Origin of the sequence: Streptomyces sp. IBSBF 3136, from assembly GCF_036815105.1 — a bacterium.
Taxonomy (GTDB): domain Bacteria; phylum Actinomycetota; class Actinomycetes; order Streptomycetales; family Streptomycetaceae; genus Streptomyces.
On sequence record NZ_JAJSZC010000090.1, the window covers coordinates 1 to 19,908 of the forward strand.

At 72.8% G+C, this 19,908-nt stretch carries 17 protein-coding genes and 2 pseudogenes; 7 read left to right on the forward strand and 12 right to left on the reverse strand.

Translation table 11 applies throughout. The features are described from left to right. Window positions 1-20 precede the first annotated feature (20 nt). A pseudogene (locus V7E45_RS20235) lies at window positions 21-581 on the forward strand (low temperature requirement protein A); the annotation flags it as partial. A gap of 86 nt (window positions 582-667) precedes the next feature. Then, window positions 668-1,279 carry a low temperature requirement protein A gene (locus tag V7E45_RS20240; protein WP_333775601.1) on the forward strand — a complete coding sequence of 204 codons (612 nt, stop codon included), beginning with the start codon at window positions 668-670 and terminating at the stop codon, window positions 1,277-1,279. On the opposite strand, the gene V7E45_RS20245 is transcribed toward V7E45_RS20240, so the two are convergent. The 5 genes from V7E45_RS20245 to rpmG all read right to left on the reverse strand — a co-directional run bounded on the left by V7E45_RS20245 (window position 1,276) and on the right by rpmG (window position 6,705). Further along, a complete protein-coding gene (locus tag V7E45_RS20245) occupies window positions 1,276-3,066 on the reverse strand; it encodes an MOSC and FAD-binding oxidoreductase domain-containing protein (protein ID WP_333775602.1) in 1,791 nt (596 codons plus the stop codon). The two genes, V7E45_RS20240 and V7E45_RS20245, sit on opposite strands and share 4 nt — an antisense overlap. Before the next feature lie 46 nt (window positions 3,067-3,112). Further along, window positions 3,113-5,899 (reverse strand): SpoIIE family protein phosphatase, encoded by a 2,787-nt coding sequence (locus V7E45_RS20250; protein ID WP_333775603.1) that lies wholly within the window; start codon window positions 5,897-5,899, stop codon window positions 3,113-3,115. Between the two features lie 174 nt (window positions 5,900-6,073). Then, window positions 6,074-6,196: a type B 50S ribosomal protein L36 gene (ykgO, locus tag V7E45_RS20255; protein WP_333775604.1), complete on the reverse strand. Its 123-nt coding sequence runs from the start codon at window positions 6,194-6,196 to the stop codon at window positions 6,074-6,076. Between the two features lie 34 nt (window positions 6,197-6,230). Continuing rightward, on the reverse strand, window positions 6,231-6,491 hold the full coding sequence (locus V7E45_RS20260; RefSeq protein ID WP_333775605.1) for a type B 50S ribosomal protein L31: 261 nt from the start codon (window positions 6,489-6,491) through the stop codon (window positions 6,231-6,233). Window positions 6,492-6,540: 49 nt separating this feature from the next. Next, window positions 6,541-6,705: a 50S ribosomal protein L33 gene (rpmG, locus tag V7E45_RS20265; RefSeq protein WP_020937902.1), complete on the reverse strand. Its 165-nt coding sequence runs from the start codon at window positions 6,703-6,705 to the stop codon at window positions 6,541-6,543. 438 nt (window positions 6,706-7,143) lie between these two features. Here rpmG and V7E45_RS20270 point away from each other — a divergent pair, with 438 nt between their 5' ends. Continuing rightward, window positions 7,144-8,115: an asparaginase gene (locus V7E45_RS20270; protein WP_333775606.1), complete on the forward strand. Its 972-nt coding sequence runs from the start codon at window positions 7,144-7,146 to the stop codon at window positions 8,113-8,115. Window positions 8,116-8,206: 91 nt separating this feature from the next. Here V7E45_RS20270 and V7E45_RS20275 read toward each other — a convergent pair whose 3' ends face one another. Both V7E45_RS20275 and V7E45_RS20280 read right to left on the reverse strand, forming a co-directional pair. Further along, window positions 8,207-9,124: a DUF6891 domain-containing protein gene (locus V7E45_RS20275; RefSeq protein WP_333775607.1), complete on the reverse strand. Its 918-nt coding sequence runs from the start codon at window positions 9,122-9,124 to the stop codon at window positions 8,207-8,209. Window positions 9,125-9,338: 214 nt separating this feature from the next. Beyond that, the gene (locus tag V7E45_RS20280) at window positions 9,339-9,509 is read right to left on the reverse strand and encodes a hypothetical protein (protein ID WP_020937905.1); all 171 of its coding nucleotides are present in this window, start codon (window positions 9,507-9,509) and stop codon (window positions 9,339-9,341) included. 171 nt (window positions 9,510-9,680) lie between these two features. On the opposite strand from V7E45_RS20280, the pseudogene V7E45_RS20285 reads away from it, so the two are divergent. Then, a pseudogene (locus V7E45_RS20285) lies at window positions 9,681-10,159 on the forward strand (GNAT family N-acetyltransferase). A 90-nt stretch (window positions 10,160-10,249) separates the two neighbouring features. Here the strand turns inward: V7E45_RS20285 and msrA are convergent. The 3 genes from msrA to V7E45_RS20300 all read right to left on the reverse strand — a co-directional run bounded on the left by msrA (window position 10,250) and on the right by V7E45_RS20300 (window position 14,021). Further along, window positions 10,250-10,771: a peptide-methionine (S)-S-oxide reductase MsrA gene (msrA, locus tag V7E45_RS20290; RefSeq protein ID WP_333775608.1), complete on the reverse strand. Its 522-nt coding sequence runs from the start codon at window positions 10,769-10,771 to the stop codon at window positions 10,250-10,252. Between the two features lie 206 nt (window positions 10,772-10,977). Beyond that, window positions 10,978-11,697, reverse strand: a complete 720-nt coding sequence (locus tag V7E45_RS20295) for an LmeA family phospholipid-binding protein (protein WP_333775609.1) — start codon at window positions 11,695-11,697, stop codon at window positions 10,978-10,980. Window positions 11,698-11,816: 119 nt separating this feature from the next. Then, window positions 11,817-14,021 (reverse strand): MMPL family transporter, encoded by a 2,205-nt coding sequence (locus V7E45_RS20300; protein ID WP_333775610.1) that lies wholly within the window; start codon window positions 14,019-14,021, stop codon window positions 11,817-11,819. A gap of 144 nt (window positions 14,022-14,165) precedes the next feature. On the opposite strand from V7E45_RS20300, the gene V7E45_RS20305 reads away from it, so the two are divergent. Continuing rightward, window positions 14,166-14,789 (forward strand): TetR/AcrR family transcriptional regulator, encoded by a 624-nt coding sequence (locus V7E45_RS20305; RefSeq protein ID WP_333775611.1) that lies wholly within the window; start codon window positions 14,166-14,168, stop codon window positions 14,787-14,789. A gap of 85 nt (window positions 14,790-14,874) precedes the next feature. Next, window positions 14,875-15,714: a class I SAM-dependent methyltransferase gene (locus V7E45_RS20310; RefSeq protein ID WP_333775612.1), complete on the forward strand. Its 840-nt coding sequence runs from the start codon at window positions 14,875-14,877 to the stop codon at window positions 15,712-15,714. 33 nt (window positions 15,715-15,747) lie between these two features. Here V7E45_RS20310 and V7E45_RS20315 read toward each other — a convergent pair whose 3' ends face one another. Together V7E45_RS20315 and V7E45_RS20320 are read right to left on the reverse strand one after the other, a co-directional pair. Next, on the reverse strand, window positions 15,748-15,915 hold the full coding sequence (locus tag V7E45_RS20315; protein WP_333775613.1) for a hypothetical protein: 168 nt from the start codon (window positions 15,913-15,915) through the stop codon (window positions 15,748-15,750). Window positions 15,916-16,035: 120 nt separating this feature from the next. Continuing rightward, the gene (locus V7E45_RS20320; protein ID WP_333775614.1) at window positions 16,036-18,639 is read right to left on the reverse strand and encodes a PA14 domain-containing protein; all 2,604 of its coding nucleotides are present in this window, start codon (window positions 18,637-18,639) and stop codon (window positions 16,036-16,038) included. A 159-nt stretch (window positions 18,640-18,798) separates the two neighbouring features. Between V7E45_RS20320 and V7E45_RS20325 the strand changes: the two genes are divergently transcribed. Beyond that, window positions 18,799-19,812 (forward strand): LacI family DNA-binding transcriptional regulator, encoded by a 1,014-nt coding sequence (locus V7E45_RS20325; RefSeq protein ID WP_333775624.1) that lies wholly within the window; start codon window positions 18,799-18,801, stop codon window positions 19,810-19,812. The last annotated feature ends 96 nt before the right edge of the window (window positions 19,813-19,908 follow it).

Below are 19,908 nucleotides of genomic sequence, written 5' to 3' on the forward strand. Positions count from 1 at the left end.
GGCCGGGGCAGGGCGGTGTCATGTCGGGGCGGGACCCCGGGGAGCCGCACCGGACCGCCACTTCGCTGGAGCTTCTCTTCGACCTGTGTTTCGTCATCGCGGTGGCGGAGGCGTCGGCGAGTCTGAGTTCGGCGGTCGCGGCCGGGCAGTACGCCACCGGCTCGCTGCGCTTCGCGCTGGTGTTCTTCACCATCTGGTGGGCCTGGATGAACTTCACCTGGTTCGCGTCGGCGTACGACCCGGACGACGTGCCCTACCGGCTGACGGTGCTGGTCCAGATCACGGGCTCCCTCGTGCTGGCCGCCGGTGTCCCACGGGCGTTCGCGGACGGGGACCTCCGGGTCATCACGCTCGGCTACGTCGTGCTGCGGACTTCGCTGGCCGCCCTGTGGCTGCGTGCCGCCCGCTCCGATGCGGGGCGCAGGCGCACGGCGCTGCGCTTCGCCATCGGGGTGACGGTGTGCCAGGCGGGATGGATCGGTGCGGCGTTCATGCCCGCCGCGGTGCGGCTGCCGTCGATCCTGGTGATGGTGGTCGCCGAGCTCTCCGTGCCGGTGTGGGCGCAGTCCGCCGGGATGACCCCGTGGCATCCGCACCACATCGGTGAGCGGTACGAGCTGTTCACCCTCATCGTGCTCGGTAGTCCGTCGCGGCCGCCACCAGGGCGGTGCGCGGCGCCTTCGACCGGCATCACGGCGCCGGTGCCCTGTCCGCGCTCGCGGCGGGCGGCCTGGTCATGGTCTTCGCCATGTGGTGGCTGTATTTCTCCCGGCCTGCCCACACCCTGCTCGCCACGGACTACCGGGCGCACCGCAAGAGGTTCGTCTGGGCGTACGGCCACTACCTGATCTTCGCCTCGGCCGCCGCCGAGGGGGCCGGTCTGGCGGCGTACGCGCATGTCGTCGCGGGCGGCACCGAGACCCCGCCCGCGGCTGCCGGAGCGGCGGTCACCGTGCCGCTCGCGATCTTCCTCGTCACCGTGTGGGCCCTCCGGGTCCGGCAGCACCGGCGAGGCGGGCTCGCCGAGGCCGCGTTCCCCGTGGTGGCGGTCGGGGTCCTGGCGGCCGCCCGGGCTCCCGCGCCCGCAGTGGTCGCCGGCCTGCTCGTGGCGGCCCTCGTCGCGCTGTCCGCGGCGACGGAGAAGGGTCGTACGGAGGTCTCGGCCGGGGACCCCGGGGTGGGCCCGGAGGTGGTGGGCCCGGACGCCGTCGATGCGGCGGCCGTGGGGGACGTCGTGGAAGCGCCCGCCACCCGGAGTGCGCCGCGAGGGGTTCGCTAGAGGTCCAGGACCACTTCGGTGGCCGGGCGGCCGCAGCAGACCAGGGTGGTTCCGGGCTCGGGGAGTTCGAGCGGCTGGGTGGCGTAGGTGATGTCGCCCGACACGAGCGGGGTGACGCAGGTGTGGCAGACACCCGTGCGGCAGGACCAGCGGGTGGGGATGTCGCAGGCTTCGGCGAGGTCCAGGAGTGAGGGGTAGGCGGGCGACCATGCGGTGGTGATGCCGCTGCGGGCGAAGGTGACGCGTGGTCCTGGGCCCGGTGGGCCGGGTGGCTGGTGCGGCCGCACCGCGGTGGAGGGGCCGATGCCTGGGTTGACGGCGGGCAGGGCGCCGAACTGTTCGGTGTGGATCCGCTCGGGGCGCAGGCCCTGGTCGCGCAGGCAGTCGCCGAGGGCGTCCATGAAGGCGGTCGGTCCGCAGAGGTAGGCGTCGGCCTCGGCGGGAATGCCCAGGGCCGCGAGGGTCCTGGCGGTGGGGCGCCCCTCGGTGACCTGCGGCGGCCGGTCGGTGAGGCGCCCTTCCGTGTCGTGGGGTGGCCGGCCGGTGGGACGTCCCTCCGTGATCTGGGGTGGCCGGTCGGGGTGGGGGACGGTCTCGGCGGTGTAGTAGAGGTGCTCGTGTGCGTCGGGGAGGCGGGCCAGCAGTGCGTGGCTCTCGTCCGCGAAGGCGTGGTGGGCGCGGTCGTGGGCGGTGTGGATCCACCACAGGGGGCGGGGGTCCTGGTCGGCGGCGAGCCGGTGGAGCATGGCGAGCACCGGCGTGACACCGATCCCGGCGGAGGCGAGGACGACCGGGCGGCTGCCTTCGCGCAGGAGGAACGTGCCGTGGGGGCCGGCGATGTCGACCAGGTCTCCGGGATGCAGCGTGGCGTGGAGGTAGCCGCTGACGTGTCCGTGCGGCTCGTGTTTGACGCTGATCCGGTAGGAGTCGGCCGTGGGCGTGGCGGACAGGGAGTAGCTGCGCACGGCCGGGGTGCCGTCGCCGGTGCTGAGCCGGAGGGAGAGGTACTGGCCGGGGCGGCCCTGGGGCACGGGGCTGCCGTCGGTGGTGGTGAGGTGGATCGACGACACCGTGGGGGTCTCGGGGGTGATGCGCGCGACACGCATGGGCCGGAAGCCCGTGCGTGCGGGTCCTTCGGGGGGCGGCGAGGCTGCGGCGAGTTCGCGGAAGGACTGCTGCCACCCGGGGCTGAGGGCGGGGATGTTCAGGGCCCTGCGCAGGCGCGCCGGGTCGCGGTCGGGGAGGTAGAGCAGCGCGTCGGTGTCGGCGACGCTGAGTTCCTCCGGACCCCTGCGGGTGAGGACGATGTCGTCACCCGCCCGGACACGGCCCTCGGTGATCACACGCAGGTAGAAGCCGGGGCGGTGGTGGGCGACCAGGAGGGAGGCCATGGCGGGTTCGCCCAGACGCATACCGACGCGGTAGCACGTGACCCGGGGCTGGCTGACCTCGAACTCGGCGTCGCCGATGCGGTACCGGTCCCCGATGCACACTTCGTCGTCCGGCAGGCCGTCCACGGTGAAGTTCTCACCGAAGATCCCGAAGGTCAGGTCGTCGCGGCCGAGTTGCTCGCGCCAGTAGGCGTAGGACTGCGCCTGGTAGACGAGGACGGCGCGCATCTCGCCCCCGTGGCCCGCCAGGTCGCCCTGCCCGTCGCCCTCGACGTTCAGCCGTCGCACCGTGCGCGGGCCCTGCACGGGGGTTTTCCAGGCGGCGGTGTGGACGGTTCGTCCGTGCCAGGGCACGTCCTTGGGCATTCCCACGTTGACGGACAACAGCGTCGCCATCGCGGGCCTCCTCCCGGTTCGTGTGTCGGTGCGCGACCTTGCGGTCTCACCAGGCCATGGCGTCGAACAGTGCGGTCGGGTCCGGTTCCGGGCTCTGGTCCAGCGTCTGCTCGGCCCAGATGACCTTGCCCTGCGGGGCGTAGCGGGTGCCCCAGCGGTGGGCGAACTGGGAGACCAGGAACAGGCCGCGGCCTCCCTCGTCGGTGGTGGCCGCGCGCCGCAGCCGGGGTGAGGTGTTGCTGCCGTCCGACACCTCGCAGACCAGGGTGGTGCCCAGCAGCAGCCTGACCCGCACCGGTGGGGCGCCGTAGCGGACGGCGTTGGTGAGGAGTTCGCTGAGGATCAGTTCCGTGCTGAACACACTGTCCTGCAGGCCCCATGCGTCCAGGCGGCGGCTGACGTCCGCCCGCACCTCGGAGACCGCCCGCACCTCGGACGGCACGTCCCAGGTCGCGACGCGGGACGGGTCGAGCAGCCGGGTCTCGGCGACCAGCAGCGCCACGTCGTCGCTGGGGTGCTCGGGGAGCATCGTCTCCATGAGGGCGCGGCAGGTGTCCTCCGGTGTCTGGCCGGCGTGGCCGATGGTCGAGCGGAGGACTGCCAGGCCCTCGTCGACGTCCCGTCCGTGGTCCTCGATCAGGCCGTCGGTGAACAGGACGAGCCGGCTGCCCTCCGCAAGGCGCAGTTCACCGGCCTCGAAGGGGTGGCCGCCCACGCCCAGGGGCGGCGAGAGGGGGACGTCGGGGAAGGTCACCGTGCCGCGGGCGTCCACCACGGCGGGCGCGATGTGCCCGGCCCGGGAGAGGGTGCAGGTGCCGGCGACCGGGTCGTAGATGGCGTAGAGGCAGGTGGCGCCGGTGAGGGGGGCGTGGTCGTCGCTGTCCGTGGCCGTCTGGCCGTCGAGGCGGGTCACCATCTCGTCGAGGTGTCCCAGGAGCTCGTCCGGGGCCAGGTCGAGCGAGGAGAAGTTCAGCACCGCGGTGCGCAGCCGTCCCATGGTCACCGCGGCGTGCAGCCCGTGGCCCACGATGTCGCCGACGACCAGTGCCACCCGGAAGCCGGGCAGCGGGATGACGTCGAACCAGTCCCCGCCCACGCCGGACCGTGCCGGCAGGTAGCGGGAGGCGATCTCCAGGACGTCCTGGTCGGGCAGGTCCAGGGGCAGCAGGCTGCGCTGGAGCGTGACGGCGAGGGCGTGCTCGCGGGAGAAGCGGCGCGCGTTGTCGATCGCCACGGCCGCCCGGGCGACCAGTTCCTCGGCCACCGCGATGTCCTCGTCCTCGAACCGCGGGTTGCCCGCGTCCCGCCAGAAGTTCACCATGCCGAGGACGACGCCGCGGGCCCGCAGCGGGACGGTGATCAGCGAGTGGATGCCGTACTCCAGCGCCTGTCGCGCTCCCTCCGGGTCCTGGGCCCGCCAGTCCTGGGCGGTGTGCAGGTCCGGCACCAGGACGGCCTTGCCGCGTTGCAGCGCGGCCACCATCGGGGTGTCGGCCACCACGAACCGGATCAGGTCGCCCACGGGCTGCAGCGGGTGCCCGGTCCGCGACTCGCGCAGCGCGGTGCGCCGCATCCGGTGGACGGCGCCGGTGGGCTCCTCGCCGCGCAGCACGGAGTCGAGGAGTTCCACGGTGACGACGTCCGCCAGGCGCGGGACCGCCACCTCGGCGAGTTCCTCGGCCGTGCGCTCCACGTCGAGGGTGGTGCCGATCCGGGTGCCGGCCTCGTAGAGGAACGCCAGCCGGCCCCGCGCCACCTCGGCCTGGCCGGACAGCGCCGCCAGTTCGGTGGTGTCGCGGAAGGTGGCCACCAGGCCGGGTGCGCCGCCGTACGGCGCGGTGGGCCGTATGTTCACGGCGAGCAGCCGGTCCCCGACCCGGATCACCTCGTCGGAGGCGGCCTCCCCCGCCACCAGCATGCGGGTCAGGGCGGGCCCGAGGCCCAGGTCCGTGACCTGCCGCTGGTCGGCGGTCCCGGGGAAGCCGAGCAGTCGGTGGGCCTCGTCGTTGGCGAGCAGCAGCCGTCCGTCGTCGCCGATGATCAGGACCCCTTCGCGCACCGCGTGCAGCACGGCGTCGTGGTGCTCGTACATCCGGGTCATCTCGGCCGGGCCGAGGCCGCGGGTCTGCCGGAGCAGCCGCCGGCTGACCAGTGCCGTGCCGGCGGTGGCGAGGACGAGGGCCACCGCGCCGGCGCCGAGCAGTATCGGCAGCCGCTTGTCCAGCACATGGCCGAGGGTCTCGAACTGGATTCCGGCGGCGATCATGCCGATCACCCGTCTGCCGGCGTCCATCACGGGGACGACCGCGCGTACGGCGTCGTTCGGCCGGCCGTTGAAGGGCTCCGTGAACGACTCCCCCGCGGTGGCGCGGCCGAGGCCCGTGGCCTTGGTGCCGACCAGCGAGGAGTCGGTGTCGGCGATGCGGACGCCGTCCCTGTTCAGGACGCTCAAAAAGTCGACGCCGGAGCCCTTTTGCGCCTGCTCCGTCGCCGCCTGGAGCTGTGCCGTGGCGTGCGTCTGCAGGGCGAGTGCCGTTCCGGGCGCGTGGGCGAACGCCTCCGCGGCGGCCAGCGAACGGTCGGCGGCGTTGTGCGCGCCGTCGTACCGGCCCTGCAGTACGAGGGCCGCGGACGAGGCCGCGACCACCAGCAGCACGATGACGGCCTGGAGCAGGAAGACCTGGGCGGCGAGCGTGCGCACGCTGAGGGACGACGTGCTGTGGCGGCGGCCCGCCGACGGCCACGGTCCCGGGCGACGGGACGGCTCGGACGATCTCCGCGTGCCGGGCTGCGCCGCCGCTCGCCTCCATGGCCGGCGGGAGCGTCCGCTCATTCCCCTGTTGTAGCACTGGGGCTCGGCGTCCGGCGACCGGTGTGCCCGCCGCCGGGCGGCCGGGGCGGTGGAAGCGGTGTCCCCGGTGGCCTCGTCCGGCCCCGCGGACGCGGGACCGGCCCGCCTCCCCAGGGCAGGGGGGAACCGGGCCGGTCGCCTTCTCGGCGCGCGGTGTCAGGCCTGGCGCGCCTTGAAGCGGGGATTCTTCTTGTTGATGACGAAGACCGTGCCGCGGCGGCGCACCACCTGGGCGCCGGGCTTCGACTTCAGTGAGCGCAGTGACCTGCGTACCTTCATGGCGGGCTGCTCCTCGTGCTCGTATGCGCCGGGGTCAGGGGCGCGGGGTGGCCGGGCGGCCGTAGCGGCGCTCGAAGCGTTCGACGCGGCCGGCGCTGTCCATGACGCGCGCGGTGCCGGTGTAGAAGGGGTGGCCGGCCGACGAGACCTCCACGTCGATCAGCGGGTAGGTGACGCCGTCCTCCCACACGAACGTCTTGGACGACGTGGCGGTGGAGCGGATCAGGAAGAGCGCGTCGGCGGCGCGGTCGCGGAAGACGACGGGCCGGGATGCGGGGTGGATGCCAGACCTCATGGTGCTTCTTTCCTCGGTGCCGTCCGCCCGGTGGGGCGGACGGCGTGGTTCAGCGTTCCTCGCGGAAGGTGACGTGCCGGCCGGCGACCGGGTCGTACTTGCGCAGGACGAGCCGGTCGGGGTCGCTGAGACGGTTCTTTCGCGTCACGTAGGTGACGCCGGTCCCGGCCGTCGACTTCAGCTTGACGACGGGACGCGCGGTGCTGCGTGCCATGAGGTCCTCCCTTCACGCCCAATCATTGATCTGGGCATGTCATCTACTGCTCTCAACCGGGCGGTGTGCTCCGGTATTCCCGCTTCATGTCGGCGGTCGCGGCCGGACACCCGGCCGGGCCGTACGACGGACTACGTGGTCGTGAAGGGCGGTCAACGCCTTCGCGGCGAGGCGCGCCATGAGGCTTCAGCCGAACGATCGTCCTCATGGGCGGAGGATGAGGCCCGGGGACACTGTCCCCTTCACCACCACGGTCCTTCCAACCACAGGGGACCCGCGGGCATTCCCGGCCGGGGGGCTGCGGCGCGCGCGTCCACCGCCGGTACCGTGGCGCCGAAGTCCAGGTGGCCGACCTGACCACCTGACCGGCGGCTTCGGCGATCCCGGGGCGGCCGGCCGGACAGGTCGGCCCGACCCGCGCACGGAAGGTCACCGCCGATGCCCCAGTCCGCCATGGTCGACGCCACCGTCACCAACCCGGTCCTCGCCGAGGTCGTCCGCTCCGGATTCGTCGAGGGCCGGCACCGGGGCAGCCTGGTGCTGCTCGCCGCCGACGGCTCGGTGGAACTGGCCCTCGGCGACGTGACCTCCCCGGTCTTCCCGCGCTCGTCCAACAAGCCGATGCAGGCAGCGGGCATGCTGCGGGCCGGTCTGGAGCTCGCGGGCGAGCGGCTGGCCCTGGCGGCCGCGAGCCACTCCGGTGAGGCCTTCCACCGCGATCTGGTGCGCACGATGCTCGACGAGCACGGGCTGAGCCCCGAGCACCTGAAGTGTCCGCCCTCCCTCCCCCTGGACCAGGAGGAACTGGAGTCCTACCTCGCGGCAGGGCAGAGGCCCGACCGCGTGGCCATGAACTGCTCGGGCAAGCACACCGCGATGCTCGCCGCCGCCGCGCGACGGGGCTGGCCGCTGGACTCCTACCTGGACCCCGCCCATCCGCTCCAGCAACTCATCCGGACGGTTCTGGAGGAAGCGGCCGGCGAGCCGGTGAGCGCCGTCGGCACCGACGGCTGCGGGGCCCCGCTGATGTCACTCAGCCTGACCGGCCTCGCCCGCGCCTTCCGCTCCTTCGTCCTCGCCGCGCCCGGTACGCCCGAACGGCGGGTCGCCGACGCCATGCGAGCCCATCCCGAGTTCGTCGCGGGCACCCGCCGCCACGACACCTGGCTGATGCGGGAGATACCCGGCGCCCTGTCCAAGGTGGGCGCCGAGGCGGTCCAGGGCCTCGCGCTCCCCGACGGCCGCGCGCTGGCCCTGAAGATCGACGACGGAGCCGTCCGCGCCCTCCGCCCGGCACTGGCGCGCGCGCTGCGCCTGTCCGGTGTGACGGCACCGGTGACGGATCGCGTCGGCCGTGTGCCGCTGCTGGGCGGCGGACGGGAGGTGGGAGAGGTCCGGGCCGTGTTCTAGCCGGCCACCTTGGACGCTCCGGGTGCACGCGAGGTGTCCTGAACCGCTCCACGGTGTGCCCGACTTGGCCGCCCGACGAGGACGGCGGGCGTCAGCCGACCAGGCGGCGCCGCCAGTCCAGCGGTGTGACGGTGATGGCCCGGGACGGGTCGTGGTCCCATTCGGTGCGCAGGCCGGCGGCTTCGAGGGCGGCCACCACCTCGTGGCCGATGGCCGCGGTGGTCTCGGCGGAGTTGTCGAAGCCGCCGTAGAGGAGCATCAGTCCCCGACCCTCGGCCGCGGACTCCGTGCACTGGGAATGGAAGTAGACGAAGCCGCGGGCGCCGGGCTCGGACTCGGCGCCGATCTCCGACTGGCCGCAGTTGCGGCAGCAGGTGAAGTTCTCGCGGGCGGTGACGCCGGTCTCCGCCAGGGCGGTGAAGGCGCGGGTGAGGCGTTCCGGGTCCGTCTCCCCCTGCCATGCGGCCTGCTCCGCGACACGCTCGAGCCACAGCCGGTCGGCGAGCACCCTCGCCTGCTCTCGCGAGACGGGACGGCGGTCCGTCGTCACGAGGTACTCCTCCGCGAGTTCGGCCAGTTCGTCGCGGGAGGCGTAGCCACCGGCCAGTTCCAGGCGCACGCGCTGCTCCAGTTCCGCACGCTCGGCGTCGTCGAGGTCGAGCGGCGGCACCTCGGGCACGGGGCCCATGTCCAACGGCGCCCAGTTCGGCCCCGCTTGCCAGCCCGGCGCCTGACGGGCCCAGCCGGTCAGGACGGCGATCACCTCCTCGGTCGCGCCGACCATCGCCTGGAAGTGCCGGTCGGCGGCACCGTCGCGGTACTCCAACTGGTAGTCGCCGCCGGTCTCGTGCCAGACCTGGGCGAAGACGTCGGGCAGGTCGGGTATCCGCTGGAGCACCAGGAAGTGGTCGCCTTCAGCGCCTGTACGCCGGACCAGTCCGGCAAGTTCCTCGGCGGTCACGCGTACGCGCCGCTCCCCGTCCTGCGTCCGCACCGCGATATCGAGCATGCGCAGACTCTGACATACCCCTCTGACAACGAGCCGGGCAGGGAGCGCGCGGACGAGGGCGTACATGGAGGTGGGGGGGGGGGGGGGGGGGGGGGGGGGGGGGGGGGGGGGGGGGGGGGGGGGNCCCCCCCCCCCCCCCCCCCCCCCCCCCCCCCCCCCCCCCCCCCCCCCCCCCCCCCCCCCCACCCCTTGCCGGCGGCTGACGCCGCCGGTGTCACCACCGATACCAACGGCCCCTACGGCCACCGCTGTCCGCGGACCGGATCACGAAGCCGAGCACCCAGACGATCAGTACGATGACCGCGATCCACCACAGCGCCTTGAGCGCGAAGCCCGCGCCGAAGAGGATCAGGGCCAGAAGAAGAACGAGAAGCAGGGGAACCATAGTTATCAACCTCCGCTGCTCCTGGTGCCCGGTGATCGGGCGAACACTCACTCGAATTGATCTGTTTCTTCACCGAATACGCGGGCACACGTTCCCGTTTCTCCACGCACCCGCGCGGCGAGGCAACGGCCCGCGCCGGGCGGCATGAACTCGGGAGACAGCCTGTCGATCATGGTGGACCGGGGGATCCGGCCGGCGTCGGAGGCGGACGTCGGGGCGGTGGCCGAACTGCGGGCCGTGGTGCTGCGGGCCGATCCGGAGCGGCTCGGGCGGTACGACGAGCACCGGGTGCGCCGGCGGCTGCGGGACGGGTTCGCGCCCGCGCCCACCTGGGTGATCGAGGTGGGCGGCGCGTTCGCCGGCTGCGTGTCACTGCGGCCGGCCGAGGACGCGCACTGGCTCGAGCACTTCTACCTGGCACCGCACGCGCAGGGCCGCGGCATCGGCGGGGCCGTGCTGCGGGGCTTGCTGGAGCGGTGCGACCGCGACGGCGCCCTCGTCCGGCTGAACGTGCTCCAAAGCAGTCCGGCGCGGAGGTGTACGAGCGGCACGGGTTCAGGGTCGAGACGCAGGACGCGGTCGACGTGTTCATGGTGCGCGAACCGGCCCTCGCCGCCGCGCCCGCCCCGCGGCCCCGCCTCACCCGGTGAGGGGCGAGGCGGGCGCCGTCAGCAGGCGTTCACCGGTGCGGGGCCGGTCCGGGCCCGATCCCGGCCGGGCCGGCCAGGACCGAGCCGGGTTCAGACCGTCTCGGAGGAGGCCCGGCGGGGCAGCTTCCAGTTCGGCCGGGGGAAGTGGCAGGTGTAGCCGTTCGGGTAGCGCTCCAGGTAGTCCTGGTGCTCGGGCTCGGCCTCCCAGAAGTCACCCACGGGTTCGACCTCCGTGACCACCTTGCCCGGCCACAGCCCGCTCGCCTCGACGTCCGCGATGGTGTCCACGGCGACGCGGCGCTGCTCCTCGTCCACGTAGTAGATGGCGGACCGGTAGCTGCGCCCGATGTCGTTGCCCTGGCGGTCGCGGGTGGTCGGGTCGTGGATCTGGAAGAAGAACTCCAGGACGTCGCGGTAGCTCGTGGCCGTCGGGTCGAAGAGGATCTCGATGGCCTCGGCGTGGTCGCCGTGGTTGCGGTAGGTGGCGTTCGGCGTGTCGCCACCGCTGTATCCCACGCGCGTCGCCACCACACCCGGCTGCTGGCGGATCAGGTCCTGCATGCCCCAGAAACAACCGCCCGCGAGTACGGCTCGCTCGGTTCCCACTGTCATCGGTCGCTCCCTCGTGCTGGACCACGGTCCGGCGTGTCTGGCGACGCGCCGGCCGATCGGTTCGTTCGGCCTCGTGTCTGTCGGCGAGCGGCCGGTCGACGGCCCCTCACGCCGTAGTGTGCAACCGGTGGCCCGCTCGGATGATTCCCGGCCGCCGTCCCTCCCGCCGCCCGCTCTTCTCGGCCGCCGCCCGATCTCTTCGGTGGTCAGGTGGCTTTCCCGGCCCGGCCCGGTGCCGGGCCCGCGGCGATCGAGAAGTCGAGCGCGAGGCCGCGTTCGGTGGCGTGCGCCGAGGTCAGCGCCACCCCGCGCGGCAGGCCGGTGACGGCCACGGTCCGGGGCTTCAGCCGGTCCCGCAGCCCCGAGGCGGCCGGAAGGGCGTCGAGGTCCGTCACCGCCACGCTGCGGCCGAGGACGTCCACCGTCGTGGGCGTGACGGTGAACCCGCCGGACCCGGTGGACAGCCCGGCCCGCACGGTGACCGGCAGACCCAGGCGGCCGACGGTTCCGCCGAGGACCAGGTCCCCGTCCTGCCCGGCGGCTGTCAGGCCGTCACCCAGCGCGCCCAGGCGCCGGGCCACCTGGTCGTATCCGACGGTCGCGGTCGCGCTGCCACCGGCGCTGTCCCCGTCCGTCGTGACGCCCTTCAGGCGCACGGTCACGTCCACCACGGTGTGCTGACGGTGCACGTCGGCGGCGCTCACCTCGACGTCGCCCACCTCACCGCCGAGGGTGCGCAGCCCCGCGAGCGGCGTTCCGAGGGAGGCGTGCACGGGCCCGTGCGGCTTCAGCCGGCGCACGACCTGGGCGGCCACCCGTTCCTCGGTCCTGTGCTCGACGAGCAGATCGGTCGCGCAGGTCACGGTGGCCAGGGCCACGGCCGCGGCGGCCAGGACGCGCATGGTTCGTCGGCGGTTCGGTGTCACGTGGTCACTCACTCCTGATCGGTCGGTCGGTTCGGGGCGGGGCGGGGCGTCAGGCGGTGCCGGCGTGCGACGGCCGGGCGGCACGGCGGGCGGGCCCCCGGGGGCGGCGGCCGTCCCGGTCAGGCGTGCAGGTCCGGCAGGATCCGGTCGAGCCGCCGGGGCAGCCACCAGTTGGCCCTGCCCATGAGGAACATGGCGGACGGCACGAGGACGAGGCGTACCACCGTGGCGTCGACGATCACGCTGATCGCCAGTCCCAGGGCGAGCATCTTCACGACCACGGTCGGCGAGGCCGTGAAGGAGAGGAACACCGCGGTCATGATGAAGGCGGCGGCGGAGATGACCCGCGCGGTCGCGGACAGGCCCTCTCCCACGGCGAGCCGGTTGTCGCCGGTGCGGTGCCATGCCTCGGCGATCCGGGACAGCAGGAAGATCTCGTAGTCCATGGAGAGTCCGAAGACGATCGCGAACATCATCATCGGCACGTACGACTCGATGGGCACCGGCTCCGACAGTCCCAGCAGCGCGTCACCCCAGCCCCACTGGAAGACCGCGACGAGCACGCCGTAGGACGCGGCCGTGGTGAACAGGTTGAGGACCACGGCCTTGAGGGGGATCACCACGCTACGGAAGACGGTCATGAGCAGCAGGAAGGCGAGCACCAGGACGATGCCGACGACGATCGGCAGCCGGTGGCCGACCGTGGCCCGGAAGTCGGCCTGCCCGGCCACGCTCCCGGTGAGGTAGGCCTGGGCGCCCGTGCCGGTGAGCGCCTTGGGCAGCGTGTGCCCGGTGAGGGTGTGGAGCAGGTCGGCGGTGGCGGCGTCCTGGGGGCCGGTGGCCGGGGTGAGGGTGGTGACGAGGATCCTGCCGTCGGCGCTCGGCCGGACGGGGGCGACGAAGGCCACGCCGTGGGTGTCCTTCAGCGCGGAGGTCACGGCGGCGGAGATCCGGTCGGCCGGCGTGTGCGCGCCGCTCACGTCGACCACGGTCACGACCGTGCCGTTCGCGCCCTTGCCGAAGCCCCGGCCGCCGGCGTCCGCGATCCAGTCGTAGGCGGTGCGGGTGCTGCTGCCGGGCCGGTCGGCGCCCGCGTCGACGTGGCCGAGCCGCAGGGACAGCAGCGGTACGGAGCACAGGCCGAGGACGGCGACTCCGACGGCGAGGAAGGTCCAGGGGCGGCGGGCGACGAGGGCGGCGTAGCGGTGCCAGCCGTCCCGCTCCCCCGTGCTCTCGGCGACGGGGCGGCGCAGCCGGAGCGTGTCGACGCGCCTGCCGACTAGACCGAGGGCGGCCGGTACCAGGGTGAGGGCGGCCGCGGCGGTGACGACGACGGCGAGGGTGGCGGCCAGGCCGATCTTGCCGATGAAGCTGAGTCCGCACGCGTACAGGCTCAGCATGGCGACGGCGACGGTCAGGGCGGCGACGAGGACGGCGCGCCCGCTGGTGCGGGCCGTGCGGGCGGCGGCCTCGACCGGTTCGTGCCCGTCGATGAGGTCCTGGCGGAACCGCGTGGTCAGGAAGAGGGCGTAGTCGATGCCGACGCCGAGGCCGATCATGCCCGCGAGGGTCGTGGCGGAGGTCGCGAAGGAGATCGTGCCGGCCACGATGCCGACGATGCCCAGGCCGGCTCCGACGCTGATCAGCGCGGTGCCCAGGGGCAGCAGGGCGGCGAGGACGCTGCCGAAGGCGAGGAGCAGGATGGCGAGGGCGGTGACGACGCCGATGCCCTCGCTGAGCTTGTCGTCGGCGGGTTCCCGGACCACCTGTTCCAGGTCGCCGCCGTAGGCGACGCCGACGCCGGCGGCCCGGGCGGGCCCGGTCGCCGTGTCGAGGCGCGCCGTGTAGGCGTGACCGAGGTTCTTCAACTGCTCGTCGAAGGACACGGTGGTGTACGCGGTGCGGCCGTCGTCGCTGGTCACGAGCGCGGAGGCGGTGGTGACGTGCGGCAGGCCGCGCAGGTCGGCGAGGGTGCGGTCGACCGCGGACCGGTGGTCGGCGACGGTGCCGGTGTCGGTGTGGAGGACGACGAGGCCGCTGGGCCGGCCGGCTTCGGGCATGGAGCGGGAGAGAAGGTCGGCGCCGGTGTGGGAGGCGGTCCCGGGCAGGCTGACCTGGTCGCTGAAGGTGGGTGCGGTGAGGTGCCGTCCGGCCAGGGCTGCGGCGAGGACCAGCAACCAGGCGGCCACGACCGCCGCCGGGTGCCGGGCGCAGAAGCCGCCGAGGCGGCCGAGTCCGCCCTGCCCCTCGGCGGCCCGGGGGCTCTGGCGCGCTACGGCGCGTCCGTCCGGCGGCGCGGGGAGTAGCCGGGTCAGTCGGGGCACGTCGCCTCCAGGAAAAGTGTCACGGGTGACACGCATGCTAGAGCCAAGTGGCACACATGACAATTGGCACCAGTGCCATTTCCCACCGTGACATGGCACGCGTGTCGATTGACAGTCGTGACACCGGAGCGGGAGGCTCGCCCCATGCCGAGTGAGATCACCCCCGCTGGACTGCGGGAACGCAAGAAGGAGGAGACCCGGCGCCTGCTGCTGGAAGGGGCGGCCCGGCTGTTCCGGGAACAGGGGTTCGAGGGCACCACGGTCGCCGACATCGCCGCGCAGGCGAACGTCTCCGTGCGCACGTTCTTCCGCTACTTCGACGGCAAGGAGGCGCTGCTGCTGCCGGACGGCGTTCAGATCTTCGCCTACGTGGAGAACGCCCTCGCCGAGCGTCCCGCGGACGAGGAGCCACTGGACGCGGTGTGCAACGCGCTGCTGGCGGCGGCCGAGCCCTTCTCCGCCTCCACCCTGACCGCCCTCGGGCACCCGGTGGAGGACCTGGAGAACGTCATCACGACCCGCCTGGTGCAGGCGTTCTCCGACTTCGAGGAGCGGCTCACCGTCCTGGTGCGGCGCAGACTGCCCGCGGACACGCCCGACGCCGACCTCCAGGCCGCCGTGATCGCGTGCGCCGCCCTGTCCGCGGTGCGCGCGGTGCTGCGGACCCGTCGGGCACGCCGCGCGGCCGGCATCGAGGACGCCGGACCGGCGCCGCTGCGGCGGGCCTTCGCGATGCTGCGCGCGATCGGCTCCGTCGAACGGCCGTGACGGCGCGTGCGACGGGCGCGCACCGTGCAGTCTGGAGTGGGCCGCCGGAAGGCCGCGGCCGGGCTTCGACGGGCAGGGAGCGATCATGGCGTCGAGAGGTGCCGACTCGGGCGGAGCCGCCCGCGAGGGCCACTACGGACAGGATCTCTTCGAACCGGACGATCCCGCCGAGGCCCCGCGGATCGACGCCGCGGCGCTGGTCTACGACCCCTTCACGACCGACCGGCTGCGGGCTCTCGGCGTGGGTCCGGGCAGCCGGTGCCTCGAAGTGGGGGCCGGGACCGGAACCGTGGTGCGCTGGCTGCTCCAGGAGGCGGACGTCGAGCAGGTGGTCGCCCTCGACCGCGACACGAGCGGCCTCGACGCCCTGACGGACCCGCGGCTGCGCGTGGTCACCGCCGACATCACGGACGAGGACCTGGAGCTGGGCGGTTTCGACCTGATCCACGCCAGGTTCGTCCTCATGCACCTGCCCGAGCGGCGCCGGCTCGTCTCGCGGCTCGCTGCATGGCTGGACCCGGGCGGCCGGCTGGTGCTGGGGGACGCGGTGGAGGTGCCGGACGTCGCGGAGCTCGGCTCCGCCTACCGGCGCACCATGGACGCCATGTGGCGGGCGCTGCGGTCGACGATCGGCACCGATACGTCGTCCGTCCCCGCCTACCCGCGCTTCCTGCGGGAGGAGGGCCTGCGCGACGTCGCCGCCGAACTGCACTGCCCGCCCATGGTCGCGGGCGGCCCCCTCGCGCGGTTCTGGGCGGAGACCTGGCGCCGGATGCGTCCCGAACTGGAGGCGACCGGGCTGGTGGACGCCTCCGTCGTCGACGAGGCGCTGGCCTACCTCGCCTCGCCGGACCTCGCCGAACTCGGCCCCGGCATGGTGATGGCCTGGGGGCAGGCCCCCGACACGGCACGTCCCGGCCGGTGACAGGACGTCACCGGCCGGGACGCGCCGACGAGTTCACCGTCTGCGGGACCAGGTGGAGCCGATCCCCGCGACGTGCAGGGCCAGCGCGGTCAGGCCCAGCAGCATGACGTTGACCGAGGAGAACGTGTCGTTGGTGCTGATGTTCGCCGCGTTGATGAGGAACGCGATGAAGAACAATACTGCCGCGCCTATGCCGAGCATGGGTGGATTCCTCTCGTGAGAACTTCCTTCCCTGCCCCGTCTGCCCCGGCGCGCGGAGTGCAGACAGGGCAGAGGTACGGGACTTCGCGGGGAGTCGGCCTCCCGTACCCCTGCCGCACGTCAGGCGCAGCCCGCCGGCTGCGGCCGTGACGCGTCGTCGATCAGCGCGTCCTGTGCCGCCTTGAGACGGCGCACGTCGGGCTTGACCACCTTGCGGTCGTACGTCATGAGGCCGTTCAGCTCGCCCTCGACGTCCGTGATCTGCGTGTACACCGCGCCGTTGCCGCCGCGGCAGGCCAGCGCGTGCACCTCGCCGAGCTTCTCCAGGTAGTCGTCGGTGTAGGTGCTCGGGTCGACGTCGACGTACGACTGCTGCACCGACCAGGCGTGACCGGGCACCGCGAGGCCGAGACCGCCGTACTCACCTGCCACCAGGGCGCGTCGGCCGTCCGGGTGCGGCGGCAGGGCCGGGCTCGGATAGCCGTGCTCGTCCATGATGTCGCCGGCTCCGCCGTCGGCGCCCAGGTTCAGGCCGGACATGTTGTCGACCAGGCGGGTCGGGTCCCAGGACTTGGCCTGGGTGGCGACGCGGCCGACGTCGTACTGGCCCCAGCCCTCGTTGAAGACCACCCACATGACGACCGCCGGGCTGCTGATGTGCTCGTCGATCATCTGCTTCATCTCGCGTTCGTACTCGGCGCGAGCGGCGGTCGAGGGGTTCACGCCCGCCGTCATGGCGGGCATGTCCTGCCACACCATCAGGCCGAGCCGGTCGGCCCAGTAGAACCAGCGGTCGGGTTCGACCTTGATGTGCTTGCGGACGGCGTTGAAGCCCATCCTCTTGTGCATCTTCAGGTCGTGGGCCAGTGCCGCGTCGCTCGGCGCGGTGTGCAGGCCGTCCGGCCAGAACCCCTGGTCGAGGGTGGCCATCATGAAGACGGGCCTGCCGTTGAGGACCGTACGCGGGACGCCGTCGATCTTCTGGACGGCGATGGACCGCATGCCGAAGTAGCTGCCGACACGGTCGGCGCCGACGCTCACCTTCAGGTCGTACAGGAAGGGGTGGTCCGGCGACCACAGGCGCGCGTGCGGAATGCGCAGGGTGAGGGGTTCACCGGTGCGGCCGGTCGCCGCGGCCACCTTGCGCTTCCCGGCGTAGGCGGTCGCCGTGACCCGCACCCCGTCGCGCACGCCCTGCGGCTGGACGGTGAGCGTGCCGGCGTCGACGTCCGGGGTCAGTTTGAGCTGGTCGACGTGGTCGGACGCGACGGGTTCCAGCCACACCGTCTGCCAGATGCCGGACGACGGGGTGTACCAGATGCCGCTGGGGTCCAGACGCTGCTTGCCGAGCGGCGGGTTCTCCCCGTTCGCCACGTCGGTCGGGTCGTACACGCCGACGATCACCTCCTGGGTGCGGCCCGGCTTGAGGGCGTCGGTGATGTCGGCGCTGAACTTGTCGTAGCCGCCCTTGTGTTCGGCGACCTTGGTGCCGTTGACGTAGACCTCGGCCTGCCAGTCGACGGCGCCGAAGTTCAGTTGGAGCCGCCGGTGGTCGCCGATCTTCCAGCCGGCGGGGACGGTGAAGGTGCGGCGGTACCACATGCGGTCCTCGTGCCGCTCGATGCCGGAGAGCTGGGACTCGACGGGGTACGGGACGAGGATCCGCTCGCCGAGGGTGCGGCCCACCGGCGGCTGCTCGTCCGCCTTGGCCGCGGCGAACTGCCAGCTGCCGTTGAGGTTCCGCCAGGAGTCGCGGGTGAGCTGGGGCCTCGGGTACTCGCGGTGGGCGTTGGCCGGGGTGACACCGTCGGCCCACTTGGTGCGCAGCTCGTAGGTGGAGTGGTTGGCGCCGCTGCTCCAGAAGGCGCTGACAACGTTGCCGTCCGTGCCGGACAGACCGCCCTGGCCGTCGTAGCGGACGTCGGCGAGGCCGGGCGCGGTGCCGGTCTTGTCGCCGACGACGGGTTGCTTCAGGGAGACGAGGACGGCTCTGGGGTCGGCCGGGTCCAGGCGGGCGGAGCCCAGGGGCCACGTCGCGCCGCCGATGACGGCGTGCAGGTGGTCGGCGAGCCCGGCGGCCGGGGTGGTCAGGGACTGGGCGAAGTCCATGCGCAGGGTACGGCCGTCCTTGAGGACGGTGGTGGCGATGGCGCCGTCGTAGGCGTACCCCTCGGGCAGCAGGAAGGCCGACTGCGGGACGGCGGTCTTGGTGCCGCCGGGCGGCGTCCAGCGCAGGTGGAGGTTGGAACCCCCGTAGTGCTCGAAGTACTCGACCTTGATGTCGTATGCCTTGCCGGCGGTCAACTCGACCGGGGCACCGGTCTGTTCGTGGTCCCAGTCGTCGACCCAGTGGTCGATGACCAGCTTGCCGTCGACCCAGAGGCGGAAGCCGTTGTCGCCGATGATGGAGAAGGTGGTGGCGCCGGTCTCCTCCGGCACCACGCGGCCGGTCCAGCGGACGCTGACGTCGTCGGACTGCCCGGTGGCCGAGTTCAGCCGGGACTCCAGCGAGTCGAAGTCCAGCTGGGGGTCGAATCCGGTGGCCTTGAGATGGGCGAAATCGAAGGCGCCGGGGGCGGACTGGGTGTAGTACTCGCCCTTCAGACCGTGGACCGCGACGGGGTCCTCGGCGGCTGTGGCGGTCGGGGCCGCGGTCAGGCCGGCCAGGCCCAGCGCGGCCGCGAGCAGGAGGGACAGTCGGGTTCTGAGTTGCTTGGTGCGCACGGATCTCCCTTGGCTGAGGAAGGGTGGCGGCTCACTGCTTCAGTCTGTACAACGTTGGAAGCAACGGCAGTTGGCATGAGAGCACGGCTCCCGGCCGCTGTCCAGGGTCATGACATGGCTCCGGTCCCCGGAGCTCCCATCGATGCCGAGGAGATCCCCTTGCGGGTCAGCCTGAAGGACGTGGCCGAACGGGCCGGCGTCTCGATCAAGACGGTGTCCAACGTCGTGAACAACTATCCGCACGTCACACCGGGTATGCGGGCCCGGGTGCAGGCGGCCATCGACGAGTTGGGCTACCGGCCGAACCTGACCGCCCGGCACCTGCGCAAGGGCCGTACCGGCATCATCGCGCTGGCCGTCCCCGAGCTGGGAAACCCGTACTTCGCCGAACTGGCGAGCGCGGTGATCGACGCGGCGGCGGAGCACGAGTACACGGTGTTGCTGGACCACACCCGCGGCAGGCGCGAGCAGGAGGTGCTGGTCAGCCAGGGCTTCCGGGCCCGGGTGATCGACGGACTCATCCTGAGCCCGCTGGAACTGGAGGCCGCGGACCTGCAGGGACGGTCCGACGACGTGCCGCTGGTGCTGCTCGGTGAGCGCGAGTACGAGGCGCCGCACGACCACATCGCCATCGACAACGTGGCCGCCGCGCGGGCCGCGGTACGGCATCTGCTCGGCCGCGGCCGTACCCGCATCGCCTACCTGGGCGCCCGCACCGACGCCGCCAACCAGCCCGCCCATCTGCGACTCGTCGGCTGGCGCGCCGAGTTGGCTGCCGCGGGGGTCCCGGCCCCGGACGAGCTGGTGGTACCGGTCGGTGGCTGGGATCGGGACGACGGCGCCCGGGCCATGGCCCAGCTGCTCGATTCGGGGGTGCGGCCCGACGCGGTGTTCGCGCTGAACGACCTGATCGCGATCGGTGCGATGCGGGTGCTGCACGAGCGGGGACTGCGGGTGCCGTGGGACGTCGCCGTGGTCGGGTTCGACGACATCGCCGAAGGCCGCTTCGGCGCCGTCACGCTGACCACGATCTCACCGGACAAGCAGGCCATCGCGCGGATGGCGGTGGCCTCGCTGCTGCGCAGTCTGTCGGGTCGCGGCGAGCCCGGCGGACGTGAACTCACCGCGGAATTCGTGCTGGTGGAGCGGGAGAGCACGCTCGGGCGGCGCTGATCCTGACCGGTGCCGGGTGGCCGGGATTCCGGACGGGAGGGGTTTACAGCACTCTTCCAACGATGTAAAAACCTCCCCTGAACGACGTGCACGCCG